The organism is Maridesulfovibrio spiralis (SeqCode) (assembly GCF_048571135.1).
GTDB lineage: Bacteria > Desulfobacterota > Desulfovibrionia > Desulfovibrionales > Desulfovibrionaceae > Maridesulfovibrio > Maridesulfovibrio spiralis.
In genome coordinates, this window is record NZ_CP182344.1 from 2,399,140 (window position 1) to 2,422,821 (window position 23,682).

The following is a 23,682-nucleotide window of genomic DNA, read 5'->3' on the forward strand; positions in this document are numbered from 1 at the left end:
CCATCAATCTTTTGATTGATGGCTTCTCAGTTCTCTTGCGTAATTTTCTATATCAGGAAATAAAATTGAACGACGAATGCCCAGTATGAGTAATTCTGTTTTGATACTGTCGATGTACTTTGCTGGAATAATGAATTTTTCTAAAAATGGGCTTTGTTCATACTCATTCAGGGGCGTCTCTGTGTCATGAAGAGTGAAACATGACATTTGATTGAGCATTCTAAAATCGTTCTGGCTGGCAATTACTGCGACGGGGTTAAATGGAGAGGTCCGGTTTTTAGGGAGTTTGAAGGCATTATGGCATCTTTCTTTTAGTTCCGGGCTTAGCGCACTTAAATTAGGCAGCGTTTCAAACTCGTGCAATGAAGAATTTAACAATCCGGGATTGAGCATGCTGATTGATGCGTCCTCTGCTTCTTTGTTGCCGATTGTTGCGAAATAGGCTGCTACCAAAGGAGACTCAGACCAATCGAGGAGTCGCGTAGGTAATCCATAATGCTGCATCAAAACCAGCCAATCTCCATATTCTGTTTTTGCCGGACAATTATCTTTAAATATTTGTGCCTTCAGCATGAACCGTTGAATCATCTGTGATTCAAGGAGCGGATTGTAGTTGCGATATATATATGGTTGCAAGGGCCATGAAGATTTACGTTGTCCGCGAAACCAAAGCATTTCCTGTCCAGATTCTTTAATATGTTCAATCAGGTCTGAAATACTTGTAATGATGTTGTTCTGCTTATTCATGTCTATATCCTTACCTGCATCGTAACTTGTAACCGTTCCTGAAACCCGGCAAAAACAGTCATGATCTCGGCGTTAGTCTCTAGCTGGGCTTGGCTTCTTGGATTGAGTGGTCTTTTAGGTTCAGAAGTTCGGGAGTTGGCCGTCATTAAACCTATGTATTGCTTATTACGAAAATTCTGATTGATATGCAAAAGTAAATATAAGCTTTAGGAAACTTTGAAAACTACAGGCTGCGTGTACGGGTTTTGTGCGGGTAGTCGAGAAGAAAATCAACGGCTGGAAATTTGATCAATCGGGCTTGCGCCCCTTTGTTTGGTGTAGACCCATGAAGGGTCGTTTTTTGCCCAAAAGCAGAAAAGCCATCAATCGTAAGATTGATGGCTTTTCTTGAAAAGTGGCGGAGCCGAAGGGACTCGAACCCTCGGCCTCCGGCGTGACAGGCCGGCGTTATAACCAACTTAACTACGGCTCCGCAATATATTAAACGCGTTAAGCAACGTTTAGTATCTGAAGTGGTAGGCGGAACAGGGCTCGAACCTGTGACCCTCGGCTTGTAAGGCCGATGCTCTCCCAACTGAGCTATCCGCCCACATCAGTGTGACTTAGTGTAAGCAATTTGAATGTCTGTGCATTCGTTGTTGCTCCTCCCTGCCACGAAGAGGGATACTGCCGATGTCGGCCTCTTTTGTCAAACGAAAAATTGAATATTTTTAAAATAAATTCTAATTCTCTGAAATAGTTGATCTTTTGTGAGCTATTTTTGCGTACTTTTTCATGCTCTCAATGGGCTTTTCGGTCTGAAATATGTTCCTGCCGATGCAAAACCCTCTGCAACCTGCTTTCAGCCCCTTTGCTGTGTTGTTCAGAGCACCCTCTAAATTTTGTCCGAGAGGGCCTCCGGTGACGAGAACCGGAACCGGGCTGGCAGCGACTGCTTTAGTGAAAGTATCTCCGTTGCTGGGGTAGGATACTGCTACAATATCCGGACCCAGTTCCGCACCGATGCGGATACAGTGTGCCACAAGGCTGGAGTCGTGCTCGTTGACAATCTGGCTGCCTCTGGCGAGTACTGTTGCCAGTACGGGGATGCCCAGCTGGTGGGCTTCGTCGGTGATCTCGCCGAGGTCCACAAGCATGCGGTCTTCCAGATCGTTGCCGATATTCACATGCATGGACACGGCATCTGCTCCCAGGCGCAGGGCCTCGGAAATGGAGCAGACGATGTTTTTATTGTAGGACGGGGACCCATGGCGTGTTCCGGCGTTGAGCTGGATGATCAGGTTTACGTCCTCCGGGATCAGGTGTCCGTAGTGTCTTGCCAGTCCCTTGTTGAGAATTACACCCTGCACACCTGATTCGGGCAGTGATTCTAATATGGACTGTATAGAGCCGAGTCCGTCGATCATGCCTTCATTGGCACCGTGATCGAGCGCCAGAATCATGGTGTTGCCACTTTCTTTATCAAAAAGCCTTTTCAGGCGGCGATTAGTTCCGTTCATTATCTTGTTGATCCTTATATTACTTATCTGTCCAGACATACCGGGTTCCTTTCTTGCCGGTGAATCCGAGCAGCATGTCTTTATAGTATAGGCCTACCGGGCCTTTGCCCTTTGCCGGGGCGGAAAGGCTCTGCCCGGAAAGCAGGTTGGTTATTTCCTGTGGGTTTTCGATTACCAGAGCCGAGCTGCCCGGTTTTTCCGGCAACAGGCAGCGGGCGAATGGGTCGGGTTTGAATTTGCCCCGGTTAAGCTTGCCGATATGGAATCCCTGCCAGCGTAACTCCTGAGGCAGGATTTCCAAGGCATGTTTGTTCAGGAACATGGCTTTACCCTTAAATTCGTATATTTCGCCTTCCGGCAGGGCGGAAAGGTCCACAGAATCGGGAAATTCAGTTTTCTTTATGTTAACTTTTTTGCCCGCAGGTTTGCAGCTGTCGGGTAACTGCGACTCTTCGTCGCCCGGTTTGCGCAGTCCGCAAAGATAGAATCCCTGCCCGCCTCCGGAGCCGTCCACACGCAGCACTCCGTCCATATTTGGCAGAAGCGGCTCGGCGATGGTGAAGCCTTCGGGGTGGGGCAGTGCGAAATGTTCGAACCCCAGTTCTTCAACCGCAAAGCGGGTTTGCTCTTCGTTTTCCTGTACGTTTGTGGTGCAGGTGGAGTAGACCAGCCGTCCGCCGGGGGCCAGCAGGTCGTATGCCTTGGCCAGAAGCTTGCGTTGCAGGTTGACCAGCGGGATTGTTTTTTCTCCTTTCCAGACTTCCATGGCCTTGGGGTTCTTGTTCAACGTTCCCCAGCCGCTGCATGGCGGATCTAGCTGGATTGTTTTCCAGCTAGAAGGTGGCAAGGGCAGTTTTTGCGATTCATAGTGCATTGTGGCGGTGTTCACGGCCTGAACTTTGCGCATGTTCTGGCGCAGCAGGGCCAGTCGGTCACTGGAAGGTTCACTTGCAAGCACAAAGCCGTTGCGTCCTACCAGACGGGCCAGCAGTCCGGTCTTGCTTCCGGGTGCGGAACACATATCCAGTACCACGTCACCTTCATCCGGTGCGAGCATAAGCGGGGGCAGCATGGAGGAGCGATCCTGAATGTAGATCCGTCCGAACCTTGCCGCCACGGATTCTCCGAGCGGAAAAGGTTCTTTCTCCAGAATGCGGGCCATGGAATAGAATGGTTCAGGTCTGAATTCAAAACCCTGTGCACGGAGCAGTTCTTCGACTGTCTCCACGTCTTTCGGGCCGCAGACCAGCCTGAATGTTCTTAAGTCTGTAGTCATAAAAATATGTTGCGGTCGGGGAGTTTTTAGGAAAGTTAGGTGCAGGGTCCGCAAAAAAAAGTAAAAAAATGTAAAAAATTAGCCTTATATCTCTTTAGAAAGACAGGCCGGGATATAAAAAAGCTCAATAAGCGTTGTAAACAGGAGCCAGAGAGATAAAACAGCAAGGTCAGTTTGACAAGTGAATCATCCTGCAGTTCACATCTTAAACTTTGCGTCCCGGTGCATTAGCTGCTACAAGCGATTAACCCGTTTTCAAATTAAGGGCAGAGCCGGCTGCCATCCGTTTGTTTTGCCGGTATGTTTTTATTGATGGATAACTTTTTGTAATTTCATAATATATTTACCGAAAATTAGTCTGGAGGAATAATGATATTGTTTCGACGTTTGATGATTTTTTTCATTGTCGCCGTAACCATGCTGTCCGCTACTGTATCTTTTGCTAATGATGCCAAGCGATATGCTGTGTTTCCCTTTGAAATTAACGGACCTGACCAGTATAAATACCTGAGCCGTGGTGTTCAGACCATGCTCATTTCACGTTTAAACTGGACCGGTCATTTCGAGCCAATGGCTGAATCTTCCAATCTTAAAGCTGCTGATGTTCCCAAGAACAAAGTAGAAGAGGTTAAAAAGGTTCAAGGTCTCGGCGTTGATTACATTGCCGTAGGTTCCGTAGTTATTGCAGGAAAGCAGGCTTCTGTTGATGTACGCATGATTAATGGAGAAGGTCATACCTGGCTCAAGAGTGCCCAGACTACCATTTCCGAATTGATCCCCGCCATTGACGGCATTGCAAAAGACATCAAGGGTGAGCTTTTCAAGAAAGCGGGCAGCAAGCAGGATAGTGAAGCAGAGAAAAAACGTGATGCCGCACGTCCTGACAGCCCTATGAACCCAGAGTTCGTAACAGCTGCCAGTGCCGGGAAGATTGTTGAAAGTAACATCAACCCCCAGTTCAGATATCAGGGTGGAACTGAAACTCCGGGCCGCTGGCGCAGCCAGAGCATGAAATTTGTCAACCGTGGTGGTTTTGTTCAGGACGTAACCGGTGACGGTAAAAAGGATCTTGTTGTTCTGGGTGAGAAGTGCGTAAAAGTTCTCGCCATTGACGGACAGCGTTTGACAGAAGTTCTCACCTATGATTTCGGCAGCCGTTCATCCGGTCTGCGGGTCAGCGGCATTGATGTTGACCGCGATGGTGTTTATGAAGTTGTTCTGTGTACTGACGTTGACAGAAAGCCCGTATCCTACATCCTTTCATTCAAGAACAAGACCCCCAAGGTCCTGCTTAACCGCGCGAAGCGTTTTCTCTCTGTAGTCCGGACACCTCCGAACTTCACTGAAACCATTATCGGTCAGCAGTTTGACCCCAACAGGACTTTTTATTCCAAGCACCTCGTTGAGTACACTTTCTCCAATGGAGAATTGATTCCGGTCCGTAAAATGAATGTGCCCAGTTTCACCAACGTATTTAACCTTACCTATTTGCCTCTCAAAGATGGAGATTACAAGGTTATTGTGCTGAACAAATATGGCCGCATTAACATGTACGACAAGAGTCTTGAGCCTATCTATGAAAGCACAGATTCTTACAACTCCTCATCTGTCGCGATTGATACCGTTTCCAAGCCGAGAGCACTGAATGAAAAGGTTAAGAGCGAAAGGATGGAGCATAACTACTTCATTCCTATCCCCGTTGTGGTAACTTCCATCTCGGATAAAGATAAAAAAGAGGTTCTCTTGAACAAGGATCTCTCTGTTGCAGGGCAGGTTTTCTCAAACTACAAAACCTTTTCTCAGGGTGAAATTCATTCTGAATACTGGGATGGAGTCGGCCTGAACCTCGCATGGAAGACTCGTCGAATTAAAGGAACCGTTACCGGTTTTGGAGTAGCCGACGTTGACAACGACGGTGATGATGAGCTTTATTGTTTGCTGAATACTTACCCCGGGGCTTTGGGAGTTAAGTTTCGGAAGACACTGATCATGGCCTACGAACTGAATCTGGCCCAATAAGTCGTTTAGTAGGGCCTCCCGTTTCTTGCGGGAGGCCTTTTCTTATAATATATTAACCCTTTCTTTTGGGCGAAGTTGCCTTGCCCTGCTTCGCTGACTATTCAAAAAAGTAAGCCCTTACAATGGAGGAAGTGATGATGAGAACCCGGAAATTTACCGGAATTCTTGCTGTTTTGATGTTTTGTGCGTCTTTGATGTGCTCTGTTTCCGTTGCATCTGCTGCGGATATCAGCCTCAGCTACGCCAACTTTCCGCCCGCTAAAACTTTTCCCTGTGTCCAGATGGAGCGCTGGAAAGAGGAAGTTGAAAAAAGAACAAGCGGCAAGGTTCAAGTTCAAACCTATCCCGGTTCTACGCTGCTGGGAGCAAAGAACACTCTGCGTGGTGTAATGCAGGGGCAGGCTGATATCGGCTGTGTAAGCCTTGCTTACCATCCGGGTGTATTTCCGCTCTGTTCCGTATTTGAACTGCCCCTCGGGTTCACTTCTTCCACATCCGCAAGCCTTGCTCTCTGGGATCTTTACACAGAATATCAGCCCAAGGAATTTCGCAAATTCAAGGTGCTGACCATGTTTACTTCCGCTCCTTCCAATATCATGACCAAGGTTCCTGTCCGCAGTCTTGATGACCTGAAAGGGCTCGAAGTCCGCGCCTCCGGTATGCTGTCCAAGATTCTTGAGTCCCTCGGCGCAACTCCGGTCTCCATGCCTATGTCCGCAACTCCCGAAGCTTTGCAGAAGGGCGTGGTTAAAGGTCTGTTTTCTTCTTTTGAAGTGCTCAAGGACTTGAACTTCGCGGAAATCTGCCGCTACGAAACCGAGACCAACACTGCGGTTTATCCCTTCGCTATCATCATGAACAGAAGTTCATGGGATGCACTGCCTGATGATGTTAAAAAGGTGCTCGATGACCTTGGACGTGAACAGGCGGAATGGACCGGAAAGTACATGGATGAGCATGTAAATCGTTCTCTCGCATGGGCTAAAGAAAAGTACGCTATTGAAATGATCAAAATGTCCGATGCCGACATGAAAGCGATCAAGGATAAGACCCTGCCGCTGATCGAAGATTGGAAGAAAAAAGCTGCCGACAAAGGAATTGACGGAGCAAAAGTGCTCTCCGATGTCGAAGCTTCCCGTGTAAAATACGAAAAATAGTTAAGAATGCCTCCGGCGGCTGGGGAATGGCCGCCGGAGGCATATGTGTTCCTCAAAAGCGCGCAGCGCATCAAAAAATTATGATTGAATCTTTAGAAAAAATAGCGATCTGGATTTGTCGTATTCTGGCGGTCATTGCCGGGTCGGCATTGACGCTTATGATTTTGCTGGCTTGTGCGAACATGGTTTCGCGTGCGGTCTGGGTTCCGGTTAAGGGAACTTTTGAGTTGATGGGGTTTCTCGGCGCGGTTACCGCCGGTTTTTCGCTGGGCTTCTCACAGTTGCACCGCAGTCATATTGCTGTGGGGCTATTGTTCAGGCATTTCCCCGGTCCGGTGCAGACTGTGTTGGATGCTCTATCCAGTGCGGTTTCTTGCGTATTCTTTTTGTTCTGCGCCAACGAGACCTACAAATGGGGCATGTTTCTTTACGACCTTGAAGAAATATCCGAGACTTTGGGAATCCATTTTTATCCTTTTGTCTTTGCTGTTGCTTTCGGCTGCTTGTCCATGTCCTTTGTGATTATGCTAGATATTTTACGTATTCTTCGCGGCAAGGAACCGCTTAAACCCGCTTAATATTATGGAACCGATTACTGTTGGAATTGTAGGCGTTCTCTGCCTGCTGCTGGTTATTCTTGTGTTGCGTGTGCCCGTGGGATTCGCCATGGGGATCATAGGGTTTATCGGCTTTGCCAAGGTCCTTAATCTCAAGGCTGCATACGGGATGCTCGGTACTGAAATATGGAATGTATTTTCCTCTTACGGACTGACTGTCATTCCCTTATTCATCCTCATGGGCCAGATCTGTTTTTATTCCGGGGTCAATGAACGGCTCTACAAGACTGCTTATGCCTGGATGGGGCATATCCGGGGCGGTATTGCTATGGCTACCGTTATGGCCTGTGCCGGATTCGCGGCAATTTGCGGGTCCAATACCGCAACCGCAGCGACGATGTCCACCGTGGCCCTGCCTGAAATGAAGAAATTTAAATACAACCCTATCCTTTCTACCGGATCGGTTGCCGCTGGGGCTACTCTCGGCGTAGTCATCCCGCCCAGTGTTGTACTGATCATCATCGGTTTGCAAACCGGGGAATCCATCAGTAGGCTGTTTATGGGCGGTGTCATTCCCGGAGTCCTGCTTTGTGCCCTTTTCCTGCTCACTGTCTACATGATGTGTGTGACTCATCCTGACTGGGGGCCTGCCGGACCGGAAGCCACCTTTAAGGAAAAGATGGCCTCATTGCCCGGTTCCATTGAAATGGTAATTCTTTTTATTATGGTCATGGGCGGTCTTTTCGCGGGCTGGTTTACCCCCACTGAGGCAGGAGCAGCAGGTTCGGCCTTTGCGCTTTTGATCAGCATCGTTTCGCGGGAAATGACTTTTAAGCGTTTTGCCGCTGCTGTTAGTGACACTCTCAAGGTTTCCTGTATGATCATGGTGGTTATGCTTGGAGCGGTAATCTTCGGTCGTTTTCTGGCTGTGACCCGTATTCCTTTTGAAGCTGCAAATTTCGTGGCTGCGTTGCCTATTCCGCCCACAGTCATCATCCTGCTCATCTGCGTGATTTATATCATCGGCGGTATGGTCATGGATGCATTGGCCCTGCTGTTGATTACCATCCCGATCTTTTTTCCCATCGTTAGTGCAATGGGTTACGATCCAGTCTGGTTCGGTGTGCTTATTACCATCGTAACAACGCTTGGGGCGATTACGCCCCCGGTTGGTGTGACAACGTTCATTGTTGCCTCTATGGCTGAGGATGTTTCAATTGACCGGGTTTTTCTGGGTGTAAGTTATTTTATGATTGCCTATGTAGTTCTTGTTGCGCTCATGCTTGCTGTTCCCGCCACAGTGACTTTCTTACCAAGTTTATTGTAGTTTGATGGCTGCTGAATTTGTACAAGTAACAAAAGCCGAGGCTGGACAGAAGCTGGTTCGTTTTCTTGAACGCAGGGTCGGCAGTGACGTACCTCGTTCCGCGATTATGCGTTGGATTCGCAAAGGCAACGTGCGCGTGGACAAGGGGCGCCGTAAGCCTTTTGACCTGGTTCGTGAAGGGCAGACTGTGCGCATCCCCCCTTACCGTGCGGAAGAATTTAGGCAAAAGAAACTGCCTGCGCTGCCGATTGTCTATGAAGATGAAAATTATCTGGCCGTCTGCAAACCTGTAGGGCTTACGACTCAGGGCGGTAGCGGTCATGATGATTCTGTGGCAGATCGCTTGCTGTCCATGTTTGCTGATGCTCCCTACAAACCGGCCCCGGCCCATCGGTTGGACCGCGATACCTCGGGCCTGATTCTGGCCGGCAAATCCCATCAGGGTCAGAAGAATCTTTCGGATTTTTTTGCTGAACACGGTGAGGGTGGAAAGTTTTATCTGGCACAGGTAGAAGGATGCTGGTCTCATGAGGGTTGGGCAGACCTGCGTGATAAGATGGAAAAATGCGGTCCGAAAGGACGCGAGAAAATGCAGGTGGGGTCCGGTAAAGATGCTTTAAGTTCTGTTCTTCCGCTGGATATCGGCAGGGATAAATCTTTGCTCATGGTCAAGCTGCATACCGGACGCACCCACCAGATAAGGGTGCAGCTCTCTTCACGCGGGTTTCCAATTATCGGTGATGTGAAATACGGCGCATCCAAAGGGAATATGAAGTTGCACTGCCTGCGCATTGAAACCCCGTGGTTTATTGCTTCCTGCGCGCCTGACTGGGGTAGTATTCCTGATATTTCTGATCATTTTTTCACCGATCAAGCTTAAAATAATCAAGAAATTTTATATTTAGATTGAGACAGTTGGACATTGTTCAGCTGTTTTTTTTTGCCCTTTGCATAGTTGTGTTCTTGATTTGCAATTAAAAGTTATTGACAAACGATAATTTATTGCCGTAATTCATGATTTAGAAAACGGGTGACAAAATTTACGGAGAGACAAATGAACAAGATTAAAAGAATGAGCATCTTTCTCAAGTATGCTTTTCTGGTGGCACTGATCATAATCCCTGTCTTTGAAATTGCTTGCTGGGTACTTTTCGATGGCGACCCTGAATCATATTTTATTTCTGAGTTTTTAATGGATTTTGATCCGGAGTATTTAGGGCCGCTGACAGGGGGTCAGAAGTTTCTTGGGCTTTTGGCTTCTGCTCCTTATGCGGTGCTGGGAATGTTTTGCAGTTGGCAGTTGTTTAAGCTCTTCGGACTGTATTCTCAGGGACATATTTTTACGGCTGAGAATTCCTCCTGCTACAGCAAGGCTGCATGGGCACTGCTGATCGGTGAAGTTATCTACCCGTTTACTCAGACTGCGGTTTCCTACATTGCAACTATGAATAATCCGGTCGGTGAGCGGTTGATCATGGTCAGCTTTGATGACGCTAATATTGGTAATATCGTCGTCGCCTGTGTGATTCTGGCTATTTCGTGGGTTATGGATGAAGGTCGCAAGCTTCAGGACGAAGCGGAACTCACAATTTAAGAGGTTGATATGGCAATACTTATTAATCTCGATGTGATGCTGGCGAAAAGAAAGGTTTCATCAAAAGAACTGGCCGAGGCCGTGGGGATCACCCCGCAGAACCTTTCTGTGCTCAAAACCGGAAAAGCCAAGGCAATCCGCTTCAGCACTCTTGATGCTATTTGCAGATTTCTGGGATGCCAACCCGGAGATATTCTCGAGTTCAAAGCTGAAGGCGATGATTAAAATATTTAAGGACTCCCCTTAATCAGGCTGGGTTATGGTTGTCCCGGCCTACGGCAGAACCGGCCTCCCCCGGTTCTGCCATTCCCATCAATAAAAGCGGGAGGAGTTAAAATGGCTAATCAGATCAAGAAAAGAACAATTGATCCGGCCTCCCTTAGCGGGGGCAGCAAGAGCAAGTGGAAGAAGCCGGTTCTGATACTGCTTCTATTAGTATCTGCCGGGGCTGTGTTTGTAACACTCGGCACCGGCAGCAGTGAAAAGGTGGAATACAAAACCTGCCTTGCCAAAATCGGCAATTTCACTGTTGCTGTGGCAGCCAGCGGGACTTTACAACCGCGTAACAAGGTTATCGTTGGTTGCGAGATTTCCGGGACAATTGATAAAATTTTCAAGGATTACAACGACAAGGTGGTAAAGGGCGAATTGTTGGCCCGAATGCGTACTGACGAATTGGAGGCTCGGGTCAACCAGTTGCGGGCGGCTCTCGATTCATCGCGGGCAAATGTCTGGAAGGCCGAGGTTGATCTGAAGGACAAAAAGAAAGAATGCCTCCGTATGGGCAAGTTGCACAGCAAGGACGCGGTTTCCCGGAAGAATCTCGACAGTGCCATAGCAGCGCGGGATATGGCCTCCGCACACCTTGCTGAAGCCCAGGCAATGGTCCGCCGGGCCGAGGCGAATCTTAATGAAGCCGAGGCCAATCTCCAAAAGACTTCAATGACTTCGCCCATCGACGGGCTGGTGCTGACCCGGCACGTGGAAGCCGGGCAGGCTGTTGCATCAGGGATGAGTACCCCTGAACTCTATACACTGGCTACCAGCCTCAAGGAGATGCGCCTTGAATTGAATATTGATGAGGCTGATGTCGGTAAAATAAAGCCCGGTCAAAGGGCTGTGTTCACGGTGGATGCTTATGCCGGAAAGAAGTTCACAGCGCAATTTATCAAGCTGCGTTATGCTCCGCAACGGGTGCAGGGTGTGGTTACTTATGTGGGAATATTTTCGGTAAATAACAGTGAACAGCTTTTGCGTCCGGGCATGACAGCTGCCGCAAAAGTTGAAATCAGGCAGGTCTGCGATAAGCTGATTGTTCCGAACGGGGCTTTCCGTTTTTCTCCCCTGGATACCGTTCCTGAGGATATAGAGAACACTCCTTCCTCTGAAAATGCCAATATATGGGTTCTCAGGGACGGTATCCCGCAAAAAGTAATTGTGCTTAAAGGCAGCAGCAACGGACGCTTTACCGAGATTTTGCATGGTAATGTTCGCACAGGTGATGAAGTCGTGCTTTCCCGGGTTGAAGTTCCGGTGGAAAACAGCATGCTCTTTTCATTGGAATAGGGGCCGGAATCATGATTGAACTTAAGGATATCTCCCGGATTTACAACACAGGCGGCGCTGAAGTACGGGCTTTGGACGGGATTGATTTGCGAATTGGTAATGGAGAGTTCCTTGCGGTCATGGGGAGTTCCGGCTCAGGAAAATCCACAACAATGAATATTCTGGGCTGCCTTGATAATCCCACTTCAGGATCATATTTGTTTGAGGGTATTGAAGTGACTTCCCTTAACCGCAACCAGAAAGCACGATTACGGCAGAATTATCTGGGCTTTGTTTTTCAGGGATTTAATCTGCTCAGCAGAACAACTGCCTTGGAAAATGTGGAGTTGCCTCTTGTTTACCGCGGCCTGAGCAAAAAAGAGCGTCGGCGTATGGCTTATGATGCCCTTGAAAAAGTCGGGCTGGCTGACCGGGCTATGCATACCACAACTGAGATGTCCGGTGGACAGCAGCAACGGGTCGCAATTGCAAGGGCGATTGTCTGCAATCCTTTCCTGCTTCTGGCTGATGAACCGACCGGGAATCTTGATTCCGCGCGCAGTGCCGAGATAATGGGGCTGTTGACTTCCCTGCAGGAAGAGCATGGTATTACCGTGGTTATGGTTACGCATGAACCGGAAATGGCTCTTTGGGCGTCCCGTACCGTTGAGTTCCGTGACGGCAGAATTATCAAGGAAGGGCACTGATGTTTTTGCAGGCAGTGCTTCTTTCTTTTCGCACCTTGTTACGCAATAAGCTTCGCTCCTGTTTAACCGTGCTGGGTATTGTGATCGGAGTTGGGGCAGTTATCGCTGTAGTGGTTATCGGGCAGGGGGCCAGTAAAAAATTGACCAACGAGATTTCAAGTCTCGGTAGCAAGATGATCATGATTTATCCCGACGAGGAGAACGGGGTCGGTTTTGCCGGGGAAACTTCCAATCTTATCCCCTTTAAGAATTCAGATGTGGAAGCTCTTAAAAGTGAGTTCCCGGAATGTGGAGGGGTTGCTCCTGTTGCGGAGGCCGCAGCTGTTGCTGTCTACGGCAACAATAATTGCCGGACATCCGTTACCGGTACAGAAACCAGTTATTTTTTTATCAGGAATTGGCAGGTGAAATCCGGTCGCTTTTTCAATCAGCGCGAAGAAAAGGTAGGCAAATCCGTCTGCATAATTGGTGAAAAGGTCAGTAAGAATCTTTTTAAAGGGGCTGACCCGCTCGGTTATTCTATCCGCATAGACCGCTTCGCTTATCAGGTTATCGGTGTACTCAAATCAAAGGGCGGGTCTTTGGCCGGTAAAGAGCAGGATGATGTAGTGCTTGTGCCGTTCAAGCTTTTCCAACGCCGTATTTCCGGCAGCAAAGATGTGGATATGATTCTGGTCGGTTGTGGACCGGGGCAGGATTCGAGCACGCTTAAGCGTCAGCTTAAGCAGGTAATGCTGGAACGCCGTCCGGTTCCGCCGGGACACGGAAACAACTTTGCTATTGAGGACATGAAAGAGATCATCAAGACGGTAGAGAAACAGACCGGAACATTTACAACGTTTATAAGTGCCATTGCCGCAATAAGCCTGCTTGTAGGCGGAATCGGAATCATGAACATCATGCTTGTTTCAGTGACTGAGAGGACCCGTGAAATAGGTATTCGCATGGCCGTCGGAGCGCAGGAGAATGATATCCTGATTCAGTTTCTGGTTGAAGCTGTCGTGTTGTCCCTGTTTGGCGGGTTGCTGGGGATTACACTTGGGCTGATCGTGCCGCTGTTCGTCTGCAATTATATGAACATTCCTTTCGTGGTTGATATGCGGATTATTGCAATCAGTTTTGCTTTTTCGGGGCTGGTCGGGGTTGTTTTCGGTTATTTCCCTGCCCGCCGTGCAGCTCGTATGAATCCAATTGATGCTTTGCGGCATGAGTGATATGTACTCCTGATTGTTAATTCTTTTTCTTATTAATAAACAGGGTGGTTGATATGGATTTAAGTGCATACTTAAATGAATATAGTGATTTGAATGATGTTTATGTGAAATGCGAGTGCTTTCTTAAGGGAAATTCCAAGGCTTTGTTTGAGATGTCTTGCTTAGCGCTTTTTGAAGACAAGATATTAGGAAATGTCAGTTTTTCTGCTGTCTTGCGTGAGCTTATTGAGAGGATGGTTCCACTTGATAGAAAAGAAGTTGAGCAATGCTGCTGGAACAAGGATGCCTGTAAGTATGCAGATGAGCATGGGATTAAACCGTATAGGCTTAAGGTTTTTATGTATTATTTACATGGCGGTCTCAGTCCCAGTATTTTTGATGAAGCATGCGGTCTGGATGTTTTTGAGCGTTCAAAAGCATATTCAGAGTACTATTCAGTCTTGTCAGACCATGTCCACAATCCTAGAAGTGGTTTGGATATCCGGCAGAGAGTAGATATTGCGCTGAATCTCCTGAATACTTTTTATAAGCTTGTCAGTTCGTTGGTCGAAACAAGAACCGTAATTAACACTTATCTGAAAGATTGTTATTTTCTTGGCAGTGAAGTGCTTTCACTGGAGGTGGGAATCGATTTTTCAGCAATTAAGAATTGGAATGCAGAGCTGGGAAATCCGTCTGACTGGAACGTGATATATGATCACTTCAAGAATATCAAAACCTTAATTTCGGTCTCCAAGGATGAAATCAAGGTAAAAAAAGCATGGGTTGCCCAATGCACAGAAGCATTTAGTTTGGAAGAAGGTTTCAGCAGAATTAAGGATATTGAAGAGTACTATTGCTTTGTGGAAACCAGACATATTGTTCCGATAGATGACCCCTTTTCATTAAATGCCGAGGAACTGCTTTGTATGGATGAGAATGTGGTGGAATCGTATTTAATTAAAGGGGATTCGTTATCTAAATTTGACCTGTAAAGTGAATAATTTAGGTCTTCACAATTTTATAAGCAAAAAAATCCCCGTAATCCGAAGATTACGGGGATTTTTGTAGTTCGAACTAAGCTATAGAATTACTTCTTTGCTTTTTTCTTAGGCGGTTTGATTTTACCGGTCTGTTCCATCATTTCGCGTTCTGCGGACGGGGCGCGGTGTACAGGTTTCATGTACAGGCTGTTGGTCGGGCAGTGGTCGACGCAGATGGAGCAGTAGACACATGAAAATGGATCGCAGATCCATGTTCCGGTACCGCTATCTTTATCTTTAGTGACGGTAATGCACTGTGAAGGGCATTTAATCTGGCATTTTTTGCAGAAAATGCACTCGTCAATGTTGTTGAACAGTTCACCTCTGTAGCGTTCAAAAGGCTCGCGCTTCTCGACAGGGTACATGCGAGTGGAGCTTTTTTGAAGGAGGTTCTTCAGTACTGTGGGAGTCATGTTAAGCATGTCTCGGCCTCCTAGCGTTCCGTGCAGCTGATGCACGGGTCGATTGACAGAATGATAACCGGAACATCAGCCAGTTCGCAGTTCGGCAGCATCGCCAGGAGCGGCGGTACGTTTGCGAACGTGGGTGTTCTGATGCGGACCCTGTCAAGGAACTTCTTGCCGCTACCTTTGATGTAGTAGAGGCATTCACCGCGGGGCTGTTCCACGCGGGTAATAATTTCGCCTTCGGGATTACCCTTGCAAGGAGCTGCAATGTCTCCCTGCGGCAGTCCTGCGATAGCCTGTTTTACCAGTTCTGCGGACTGCAGGGTTTCGCGGAAACGTACGGTGGAACGTGCGTAGCAGTCACCGTCGTTTTCTACGATAGGTTCGAAGTCGAGTTTATCAAATGCTGCGTATTTCAGGAGACGCATGTCGGAAGCGACGCCGCTACCGCGCAGGGTCGGTCCTGCAGCACCGAGATCGTAAGCCTGTTCTTTAGTCAGAACGCCTACGCCCTTGGTACGGGCACACACAGTGTAGTCGTTAAGGATGGTGTTCTGGATTTCTTTGATTTCTTTAACCGCAGTATCAACTTCGGAAAGAATCCAGGAACACATCTCGGGGGTCAGGTCCTGACGAACACCGCCGACCACGTTGACAGAAGTGATAACACGGCTGCCTGTGGTTGCTTCGTTGATGTCCATGATGCGTTCACGGATGCGCCAGAACTGCATGAACAGGGCTTCGAAGCCGAAAGCATCGGCAAAGAGGCCCAGCCAGAGCAGGTGGCTGTGCATACGGTGAAGTTCGGACCATATGGTGCGGAGGTACTCAGCTCTTCTGGGAACTTCAATTCCCATGATTTCTTCAATGCCCTGACAGTAGCACATTGAGTGAATGTTGGAGCAGATACCGCAGACACGCTCTACAACTTGGATCATCTGGTGGTAATCGCGGATTTCAGCGAGTTTTTCCAGACCCCTGTGAACGTATCCGAGCGCGGGAATGGCCTCCTGTACGATCTCGTCTTCCACGACAAGCTTCACATGCAGCGGCTCCGGGAGAACCGGATGCTGCGGACCGAAAGGTATGATGGTACGTGCCATAATTTACCCTATAGTTGTTTTCGTCTTGGGTTCATCCGGGAAGACGAGTTATTTTTTTACGTTCATCGCCTTTGTGTTGTTACACATGGGGACGATGGTTACTTCATCATCGAGATACAGCTTGCGGCCGAAGTCGAGCACGAGGCCTTCGAACTTGATATCGAACTGGTCCTGTATTTCGTTTTCGATGAGCAGTGCTGCGAAGTAAACACCGCTGATGGAGGGCACGGGCTTGTCCATGTCCACGGTCAGGCGCAGGTTGGTGAGTACTTCGTTTTTATCAAAGTGGTAGATGATATCCGCTTGGCCTTCACCGATGGTGGTGCAGGAGAAGGTGACCATGCGCTGTCCGTCACTCTTCATCTTGGATACTTCGCCTACCAGGCTTTCCAGAGTTACATCTATCTGATTTTCAATCACGATCTTACCCCTCGTAATGTTTAGCCTTTAAGGCCTTCAAACTTGGCAAGGGCTGTGACCACGCCGTCGATGATTGCTTCGGGTTTCGCAGGGCAGCCGGGAACGTAAACGTCAACCGGGATAACCTTGTCGATACCGCCGAGAACGTTGTAGCACTCGCGGAAAATACCGCCGGACAGACCGCAGGCACCGATAGCGATAACACCTTTGGGATCAGGCATCTGATCGTAGATGTTGCGCAGTACTTTTGCGTTTCTGTGGTTGACGGTTCCAGTTACCAGAAGGACATCGGCGTGCTTGGGGTTACCCACGTTGACAATGCCGAAACGTTCAACGTCGTACAGCGGTGTCAGGCATGCCAGAACTTCGATATCGCAGCCGTTACAGCTTCCGCAGTCAAAATGCATGATCCACGGAGACTTGGCGCGTGAATTTCCAATGAATTTCTTGAACATAAGCTTAACCTGCGTACAGCCAGATGAGGTTGACGAAAGACATGGCCAGACCGATGCTCCATACGTACTTCAGCATCCAGCGCCAGGTCATGCGCGCCATAGTGTTATCAATGATCAGTTCTGCAAAGTAGGTAGAAGCGATCAGGAGTACGCAACCCACCAGGCTGGTATGCCAGAAGAGGGCGCAGATACCGAGAATGAATACGGTTTCATACCAGTGGCCGATTTCGATGATGCCGAGGTAAGGACCGGAGAACTCGGTAAGCACACCTTTAACGATCTCCTGATGCCCGTGGTGGGAGGTGGAGAAGTCAAAGGGGGATTTTCTCAGTTTGATGGTCAGCGCGTAGCCGAGCACAACGAACATAAGCGGCAGCTGCACGAGCAGAGGCTGTTCGTATGCGAGAATCTCGTCAACCCTGAAGCTTCCGGTAACCATGAAGATGGATGCGAAAACGAGGATGAGGAGGGGTTCGTAGGTCAGGACCTGAATCAGCTCACGCTGAGAACCTACCTGGCTGTAAGGGGAAGGAGTGGAAAGACCACCCATAACCAGAAATACAGCACCGATAGCCTGAACAAAGAAGATCAGGAGAAGGTCACTGCCTGCGAAGAGCAGGCCCACGGACAGGGCTGCTGCGATGAGGTAAACCCATGCACAGAAAACCTGCCAGAAGTTGCTGACAACTTTTTCTTTACCGAACAGTTTGGCGACATCATAGAAGGGCTGCAGGAGCGGAGGACCGAAGCGGGACTGCAGACGCGCGGTAAGGCGTCTGTCAAGACCGGCAATAAGGCCGCCCAGTACAGGAGCAATGACGATGCCGAGTATGATGAGAATTATTGCTTTCATTACAGAGCTCCTCCCAGCATAAGAACGATGAGAGCAAGAGCAACGAAGTTGATCCACAGAGTGAGTTTTTCTTCTCCGAAGAACTCGGTCATGTAGTAGTTGCTGGCCTTGAGCTCCACAGGTGCGTTCATGGGTCCGATGAAGGACTGAACACCTGTTTCAGGAACGTTGGCACCACACATGTAAGTCTGGGAGGTTTTATCGCTTGCAGACTTCTTGGTCTCAATCCATGAGTAGATGAACGCGGCGGCGAGTACGATGAAAATGGGGTAGACAGCGAAAACACCCATGGGGGATGCGAATACGCCAGCTGTGATTTCAAAGGATTTGCCGACCATGGGCTCAATGAGCTTGGTGTAAATCATGGGAGAGAAGAAAGACAGAACCACTGCAATACCGGCAAGAGCGGTAAGGGTGAGTCTGGTCAGAATCGGTTGTGATTCCGCAGGAACCTTGTCGCGCAGAGGTGCGGTCAGCAGAATACCTGCCCATCTGGCCCAGAAGACCAGAGAGACTGCACTACCAAGAGCGAGCATGGTGATGACGAACATGTCGCCGGATGCGGATTCAATTGCCATCCACTTACCGAGCAGAACGCCGAAGGGAGGCAGCAGCATGGTCAGGACGCCCACGATGGTGATAACCGCAGTGCGGGGCATCTTGAGGTACAGGCCGTGCATGTCTTCGATGTCGCGGCTGCCGATACCGTGCTCAATTGTGCCGACGCACAGGAAGAGCAGGGCCTTGGAGACTGCGTGGAAGATGATCAGGATGATCGCTGCGGTGATGGCCCAACTGGTATTAAGACCGGCACAACAGATGATCAGACCGAGGTTACTGATAGTAGAATAGGCAAGAATTTTCTTACCGTTGCTCTGGCTGATCGCAATTGCGGCACAGGCCAGAAAGGTGAACGCACCACACAATGCAATACCCTGGCTAAGGAAAGTTCCTGCGTAAGCGGGAGCAAGCCTCAGCACGATGTAAACACCGGCTTTAACCATGGTGGAGGAGTGGAGCAGTGCGGAAACCGGAGTAGGCGCGACCATCGCACCGAGCAGCCAGCTCTGGAACGGAACCTGAGCTGCTTTGGTGAATCCGGCGAGACAGAGAAGGCCCAGAGGAGCAAGCATGAGGCCGCCCATGGGTCCGGCCTGAATGATGACCTGCAGGTCAAGGGAACCGGTTTCAGCGTAGGCCCAGATCATACCGAAGACGAATGCAACACCGCCGAGTGCGTTAAGCAGCAGGGCACGGGTGGCGTTCTTGACCGCAATCTGTGTCTGGTCATGCCCGATGAGCATGAAGGAACAGAATGTGGTCACTTCGAAGAAGAAGTAGAGCCAGAGAATGTTGTTGGAAAGGACCAGCCCGTTCATTGCTCCGAGGAACAGAACGAGAAAGAAAAAGAATTGCGGCTGGCGGGATTTTACCAAGTGCAGGTGTTCTTCATGCTCTTTCATGTACGGAATCGCGAAGAAGCAGATCAGCGATCCGATGATGGAGATGATGGCAACCATGATCAGCGAGAGGCTGTCCGCAAAAATAGCGGGAGTCTCGACAGCATGGTCGACAAAGAACAGTTCAAACGCAGCCAGCGGGATGATCTGTAAGATCACGAGGATCTTGATCAACTGGTTTTTAAGTTTGAACGCGTAATAAAGCATTACGAAAAGCAGGGCAAAATCCGCCAGGGTTACGAGGGAATCCCAGCTGATTCCAACAATTGTACCTGGAGAATAGGTAAAAGTCCCTTGACCGAGCAGGGCAAGGGAGACCGCGGCAAGAACTACACCTGTGCCGAGAACGATCAGGGACCTGATCGCACTTACGCGCAGAAAATAGCAGCCGACAGCAGCCACCAAGGGCAACAAGATGGCCAGAACTAACATCATGGGCAACATACGGACCTCACTGTAACGCGATGTTGTACCAGATTTTGAAAAAAACGCCTCAGCCGTGTTATCTTTTTAGGTTTTGTGTAACTCTTGAAAATGTTTCACAATTAACACCTAAACTGTAAAAATTTGTCTTCAAAATTTGAAGAAAAGTCAACAGCTATTTGAGATTGAATGGGTTTATCTACCTATAGAAATTACTGATAATTACAAATTATTTTGTGAAAAATTTAACCATCTCTCCTGGTGGTAGTGGTTAAATCTATTGTTAATGCCGATTATTCGAGATAGAAACTATGTTATGAGTAAATGGGGCATCGATAAAAAACGGATATTTTGGCTGTTATTTTTTTTCTGTCTGCTGTTTCTGGTTTCCGGGTGTGGAAAAAAAGTAATCGGACCCTCTTCCGTTCCTGCCGGGGTGTCCGGTTCTTCGGCGGTGAAGAGGTCGGTAGTGCAAATCGCCCGTGCTCAGATAGGCAAATCATATAAATGGGGCGGGGCTTCACCTTCAGAAGGTTTTGATTGTTCCGGGCTTGTCTGGTGGGTCTACCGGCGGCATGGGATCGAAGTTCCCCGTGTATCATGGCAGCAGGACAGAGTCGGGGTTCCGGTGAGCAGAAGTAGAATTCAGGCCGGAGATATTGTGATTTTCAAAATTCCGGGGCAGGGCAAGAGTCTGCATACCGGGATTTATTCCGGGAACGGATACTCATTTATCCACAGTCCCAAGAGCGGGCACAGGGTGCGTGAGGAATCCATGGAAAAGAGTTATTGGCGTAAATATTACATAGGTGCGCGAAGAGTCATTAAATAAAAAAAAGGAGAGCTGCTTAGAGCGGCTCTCCTTTTTTTTAATTGCTGTAATTGAATTACTGGACAGTGGAACAGGTCGGGGGCTGGATATGGGAACCGCCTTGTGCGTTACCCAGTCTTTCGACGTAGTTCTTCACTTCGTCCTGCTCTCGCCATCCTGCGTAGAGGTCTTTCCAGTCATTGAAAGTCATAACTTCTGACTCAAGATAGGACTCGTGCCCTTTGATCCAGAGGTTGAAGAGATACATCTCCATTTTGAAGTCTTTGGAGTCGAAAACTTTAGGTACGATTTTGTCGCTGTATTTGGTGCCGTCAAAACGTGCGCCGATGAACGAACAGACAGTGTTCATGGATTTCTGCTGGTCGATTTCTTCATCGTTCATCAGGTCAACCAGTCCTTTCAGGCCGGGGTAGTCTTTTTCAATCTGGGTACAGACTTCTTCAGGGACTTTGACCATCAGCTTTTTGCCTTCTTCAAAGATGAAGTAGAATCTCGCCCAATGGTCGAACATGAATACTTCAGTTATATCTTCGACAGCTCTGTTAAACGCTTTATTCGGTTTTGCTTTTTTCATGGTTTTCTCCTCACAGGCTTTTTGCCGGGAAGTTTGTACTCCATTCCGGCAGGGAATGTTTTATATGTTCATGATAGGGCTTGTAGTCAAGTGCCAAAATTAACTGCTAAAATTTTTGTTCTATATCCTAGTGGTTTAGTTTGTGAAAAAAATATTTTGCGATTGTCCGGGAAAATGATTGCTAATTGTGTTAGCTTAAGTTCTTTACAATTGTCCGTCTTTTAGGGTACTGACACTTTCTTTGCAGCATTCAATCGTGCAGCAAGTACGAAAAAAATATTCAGGAGGTCCTCCAAATGGGTAGGCACAAAAAGATCGAAAGAAAGAAAGAACTTCAGCGTAAACGTCATCGTAGAGCTAAAAGAATTAAAGCTCGTATCGCAGAAGCAAAGGCTGCAGCAGCCAGCTAAGTTATTTTACTGATCTGTTTCAGTTCCCGCTTTGGCTTTTGATGGCGAATGCGGGGCTGATCCGGCTCAGCTCCCCTCATGGCAGGGATAGGTCCGCCAACTTCAATATATGAGGTATGGCGTACCTTTTTTTATTGGAGGGTATTATGCCGATTTATGAATACCAATGTCATGAATGTCAGCAGATATTTGAAGAGTGGCAGACAAGCTTTAAAGATAAAGAGCTGGAGTGTCCGGTCTGCGGTGGTGTAGCTACCAAGGTCCTTTCCCATTCCTCTTTTGTTTTGAAGGGCGGAGGCTGGTATTCTTCCGGGTACTGTAAAACCGACTCGGCTGCCGGGAAAACCGGTAACTCCAGTCCGGCAGGAAGCGGTACCAGTGCATCCACTTCCTCGGACTCTTCCGCAAAGAGTTCCGACAGCGCATCAAGCTAGCTGATCAGAGGCCAGACGGCCCGGTTTATTCCGGGCCGTCTGTTTTTTTGTGCTGTCCTTTTAAAAAAAAATCCTGCGTCTTGTCCCGGCCTGCCGTTTATAATATGGTAGGCCAGAGCGTTTTCGAACATATTCCCGTATTCTCAACAATTAACCGGAATTGGTAAAATGATTGAAAGATATACCCGTCCCGCAATGGGTGAACTGTGGACTCTGGAAAACCGTTTCAGAGTTTGGCTTGAAGTTGAAGTAGCTGTCTGCGAAGCATGGCACAAACTTGGCCGGATTCCCGCAGAAGACATGGAAATTATCCGTGAAAAAGCTGATTTCGAGCTGGATCGTATCCTTGAAATCGAGGAAAAAACCAAGCACGACGTCATCGCTTTCCTGACCGCAGTAGAAGAGAAAGTAGGTCCTTCCTCCCGCTTCATCCATCTCGGCTGCACATCTTCCGACATTGTGGATACCGCTAACGGTGTTATGCTCAGTCGTGCGGGTAAGATGATTCTGGACGATCTTGATGAATTTCTGGTTGCGCTCAAAGACATGGCTAACGCCAACAAAGGCCGCATGTGTATGGGCCGTACCCACGGCATTCATGCGGAGCCTACCAGCTTCGGCCTGAAGATGGCCGGATTTTACGCCGAATTCTCCCGTCATCGCGAGCGTATCGCCGATGCATTGAAGAGCGTCAGCGTCGGTAAGATTTCCGGTGCGGTCGGAACTTACGCCATGCTTGATCCTGAAGTTGAGCGCATCACCTGTGAACTGCTCGGCCTTGAAGTGGACCCCATCTCTACCCAGATCGTTCAGCGCGACCGCCACGCAGATTTCTTTACCGCACTCGGCCTGCTCGGCGGTGGTATCGAACGTCTCGGTGTTGAACTCCGTCACTTGCAGCGCACCGAGGTTCTGGAAGTTGAAGAAGGTTTCAGTAAGGGCCAGAAGGGTTCCTCTGCCATGCCTCACAAAAAGAACCCCATTTCCGCTGAAAACCTCTGCGGTCTTTCCCGTCTGCTGCGTACCAATGGACTCGTAGCCATGGAAAACATGCCTCTCTGGCATGAACGTGACATCAGTCACTCCTCTGTGGAAAGGGTTATCATGCCTGATTCCACCATTCTTGCCGATTACATTCTCGGCCGCATGACCGGAGTAATCAAAAGACTGAAAATCAACGGCGACAACATGGATCGCAACCTCATGGCCTCTTATGGTCTTTTTTACTCTCAGCGTGTACTCATTGCTTTGCTCGAGACCGGTCTTGAACGCCAGAAGGCATACGAGATGGTTCAGAAAGTGGCCATGCGCTGTTGGGAGAACAAGGTTTCCTTCCCGGATGAAGTCCGCAAGGATGAAACCATTAACTCTCACCTTGATAGCGGTGTTCTGGATGAAGCCTTTGATATGGGCTACTACACACGCTATGAAGAGATGATTTTTGAAAGAGTATTTGGCTAGCAGCTTCAGTTCGGCTGTTAATAATTGGTTATAACCCCGGTGTTGCTTTCAGTGCAGCACCGGGGTTTCTTCTTTGTGAATCATTTGTCATAATATCAGGACCTTAAAAAGGCTCTTTTTAATATTCGAAAAGTGTTGTATGGAAGCTGATTGAAATAACATTTTTTTATGTAATGCAATTAGCTT

Annotated in this window: 24 protein-coding genes and 2 tRNA genes; 14 read left to right on the forward strand and 12 right to left on the reverse strand. The window is 48.4% G+C overall.

Going from position 1 to position 23,682, the window contains the following annotated elements:
* Positions 1-3: 3 nt before the first annotated feature.
* The 5 genes from ACNI29_RS10755 to ACNI29_RS10775 all read right to left on the reverse strand — a co-directional run bounded on the left by ACNI29_RS10755 (position 4) and on the right by ACNI29_RS10775 (position 3,522).
* The gene (locus tag ACNI29_RS10755; RefSeq protein WP_419778377.1) at positions 4-747 is read right to left on the reverse strand and encodes an FRG domain-containing protein; all 744 of its coding nucleotides are present in this window, start codon (positions 745-747) and stop codon (positions 4-6) included.
* 395 nt (positions 748-1,142) lie between these two features.
* Positions 1,143-1,219, reverse strand: a tRNA-Asp gene (locus ACNI29_RS10760).
* Positions 1,220-1,260: 41 nt separating this feature from the next.
* A tRNA-Val gene (locus ACNI29_RS10765) sits at positions 1,261-1,336 on the reverse strand.
* A gap of 133 nt (positions 1,337-1,469) precedes the next feature.
* Positions 1,470-2,285 (reverse strand): class I fructose-bisphosphate aldolase, encoded by an 816-nt coding sequence (locus tag ACNI29_RS10770; protein ID WP_419778378.1) that lies wholly within the window; start codon positions 2,283-2,285, stop codon positions 1,470-1,472.
* Positions 2,266-3,522, reverse strand: a complete 1,257-nt coding sequence (locus ACNI29_RS10775; protein WP_419778379.1) for an RsmB/NOP family class I SAM-dependent RNA methyltransferase — start codon at positions 3,520-3,522, stop codon at positions 2,266-2,268. The genes ACNI29_RS10770 and ACNI29_RS10775 overlap by 20 nt, the downstream gene beginning before the upstream one ends.
* 369 nt (positions 3,523-3,891) lie before the next feature.
* Here ACNI29_RS10775 and ACNI29_RS10780 point away from each other — a divergent pair, with 369 nt between their 5' ends.
* From ACNI29_RS10780 to ACNI29_RS10830, 11 genes are all read left to right on the forward strand, one after another.
* Positions 3,892-5,541 carry a VCBS repeat-containing protein gene (locus ACNI29_RS10780; protein ID WP_419778380.1) on the forward strand — a complete coding sequence of 550 codons (1,650 nt, stop codon included), beginning with the start codon at positions 3,892-3,894 and terminating at the stop codon, positions 5,539-5,541.
* 137 nt (positions 5,542-5,678) lie between these two features.
* Positions 5,679-6,698, forward strand: coding sequence for a TRAP transporter substrate-binding protein (locus tag ACNI29_RS10785; RefSeq protein WP_419778381.1), 1,020 nt, complete (start codon positions 5,679-5,681; stop codon positions 6,696-6,698).
* Positions 6,699-6,778: 80 nt separating this feature from the next.
* Entirely contained in the window at positions 6,779-7,276 is a 498-nt protein-coding gene (locus tag ACNI29_RS10790) for a TRAP transporter small permease (RefSeq protein WP_419778382.1), read from the forward strand.
* A 4-nt stretch (positions 7,277-7,280) separates the two neighbouring features.
* The gene (locus ACNI29_RS10795) at positions 7,281-8,582 is read left to right on the forward strand and encodes a TRAP transporter large permease (RefSeq protein WP_419778383.1); all 1,302 of its coding nucleotides are present in this window, start codon (positions 7,281-7,283) and stop codon (positions 8,580-8,582) included.
* A 4-nt stretch (positions 8,583-8,586) separates the two neighbouring features.
* Positions 8,587-9,462, forward strand: a complete 876-nt coding sequence (locus ACNI29_RS10800; protein WP_419778384.1) for an RluA family pseudouridine synthase — start codon at positions 8,587-8,589, stop codon at positions 9,460-9,462.
* A 174-nt stretch (positions 9,463-9,636) separates the two neighbouring features.
* Positions 9,637-10,176: a DUF2975 domain-containing protein gene (locus tag ACNI29_RS10805; RefSeq protein ID WP_419778385.1), complete on the forward strand. Its 540-nt coding sequence runs from the start codon at positions 9,637-9,639 to the stop codon at positions 10,174-10,176.
* A 9-nt stretch (positions 10,177-10,185) separates the two neighbouring features.
* Positions 10,186-10,401, forward strand: a complete 216-nt coding sequence (locus tag ACNI29_RS10810; protein WP_419778386.1) for a helix-turn-helix domain-containing protein — start codon at positions 10,186-10,188, stop codon at positions 10,399-10,401.
* Between the two features lie 111 nt (positions 10,402-10,512).
* Positions 10,513-11,742: an efflux RND transporter periplasmic adaptor subunit gene (locus ACNI29_RS10815; protein WP_419778387.1), complete on the forward strand. Its 1,230-nt coding sequence runs from the start codon at positions 10,513-10,515 to the stop codon at positions 11,740-11,742.
* 11 nt (positions 11,743-11,753) lie between these two features.
* The gene (locus ACNI29_RS10820) at positions 11,754-12,428 is read left to right on the forward strand and encodes an ABC transporter ATP-binding protein (protein WP_419778388.1); all 675 of its coding nucleotides are present in this window, start codon (positions 11,754-11,756) and stop codon (positions 12,426-12,428) included.
* Complete coding sequence (locus tag ACNI29_RS10825; protein ID WP_419778389.1) at positions 12,428-13,642, forward strand: ABC transporter permease; 1,215 nt, start codon at positions 12,428-12,430, stop codon at positions 13,640-13,642. Before ACNI29_RS10820 ends, ACNI29_RS10825 begins: the two co-directional genes overlap by 1 nt.
* A 53-nt stretch (positions 13,643-13,695) precedes the next feature.
* A complete protein-coding gene (locus ACNI29_RS10830; protein ID WP_419778390.1) occupies positions 13,696-14,616 on the forward strand; it encodes a hypothetical protein in 921 nt (306 codons plus the stop codon).
* Between the two features lie 95 nt (positions 14,617-14,711).
* Here ACNI29_RS10830 and ACNI29_RS10835 read toward each other — a convergent pair whose 3' ends face one another.
* From ACNI29_RS10835 to ACNI29_RS10860, 6 genes are read right to left on the reverse strand one after another with little or no spacing between them, the layout of a single operon-like run.
* Positions 14,712-15,086 (reverse strand): 4Fe-4S dicluster domain-containing protein, encoded by a 375-nt coding sequence (locus ACNI29_RS10835; RefSeq protein ID WP_419778391.1) that lies wholly within the window; start codon positions 15,084-15,086, stop codon positions 14,712-14,714.
* An 11-nt stretch (positions 15,087-15,097) separates the two neighbouring features.
* Positions 15,098-16,174, reverse strand: coding sequence for a hydrogenase large subunit (locus ACNI29_RS10840; RefSeq protein ID WP_419778392.1), 1,077 nt, complete (start codon positions 16,172-16,174; stop codon positions 15,098-15,100).
* Between the two features lie 48 nt (positions 16,175-16,222).
* Positions 16,223-16,594 carry an NADH-quinone oxidoreductase subunit C gene (locus ACNI29_RS10845; protein WP_419778393.1) on the reverse strand — a complete coding sequence of 124 codons (372 nt, stop codon included), beginning with the start codon at positions 16,592-16,594 and terminating at the stop codon, positions 16,223-16,225.
* A gap of 20 nt (positions 16,595-16,614) precedes the next feature.
* Positions 16,615-17,049, reverse strand: coding sequence for an NADH-quinone oxidoreductase subunit B family protein (locus tag ACNI29_RS10850; RefSeq protein ID WP_419778394.1), 435 nt, complete (start codon positions 17,047-17,049; stop codon positions 16,615-16,617).
* A gap of 4 nt (positions 17,050-17,053) precedes the next feature.
* A complete protein-coding gene (locus ACNI29_RS10855) occupies positions 17,054-17,902 on the reverse strand; it encodes a respiratory chain complex I subunit 1 family protein (RefSeq protein ID WP_419778395.1) in 849 nt (282 codons plus the stop codon).
* Entirely contained in the window at positions 17,902-19,806 is a 1,905-nt protein-coding gene (locus ACNI29_RS10860; protein ID WP_419778396.1) for an NADH-quinone oxidoreductase subunit 5 family protein, read from the reverse strand. The genes ACNI29_RS10855 and ACNI29_RS10860 overlap by 1 nt, the downstream gene beginning before the upstream one ends.
* 295 nt (positions 19,807-20,101) lie before the next feature.
* On the opposite strand from ACNI29_RS10860, the gene ACNI29_RS10865 reads away from it, so the two are divergent.
* Positions 20,102-20,617, forward strand: a complete 516-nt coding sequence (locus ACNI29_RS10865) for a C40 family peptidase (protein ID WP_419778397.1) — start codon at positions 20,102-20,104, stop codon at positions 20,615-20,617.
* Positions 20,618-20,672: 55 nt separating this feature from the next.
* Here the strand turns inward: ACNI29_RS10865 and ACNI29_RS10870 are convergent, their stop codons facing one another.
* Entirely contained in the window at positions 20,673-21,191 is a 519-nt protein-coding gene (locus ACNI29_RS10870) for a hypothetical protein (RefSeq protein WP_419778398.1), read from the reverse strand.
* Between the two features lie 556 nt (positions 21,192-21,747).
* Between ACNI29_RS10870 and ACNI29_RS10875 the strand changes: the two genes are divergently transcribed.
* Together ACNI29_RS10875 and purB are read left to right on the forward strand one after the other, a co-directional pair.
* Entirely contained in the window at positions 21,748-22,035 is a 288-nt protein-coding gene (locus tag ACNI29_RS10875; protein ID WP_419778399.1) for an FmdB family zinc ribbon protein, read from the forward strand.
* Between the two features lie 168 nt (positions 22,036-22,203).
* On the forward strand, positions 22,204-23,496 hold the full coding sequence (purB, locus tag ACNI29_RS10880; RefSeq protein WP_419778400.1) for an adenylosuccinate lyase: 1,293 nt from the start codon (positions 22,204-22,206) through the stop codon (positions 23,494-23,496).
* Positions 23,497-23,682: the final 186 nt, after the last annotated feature.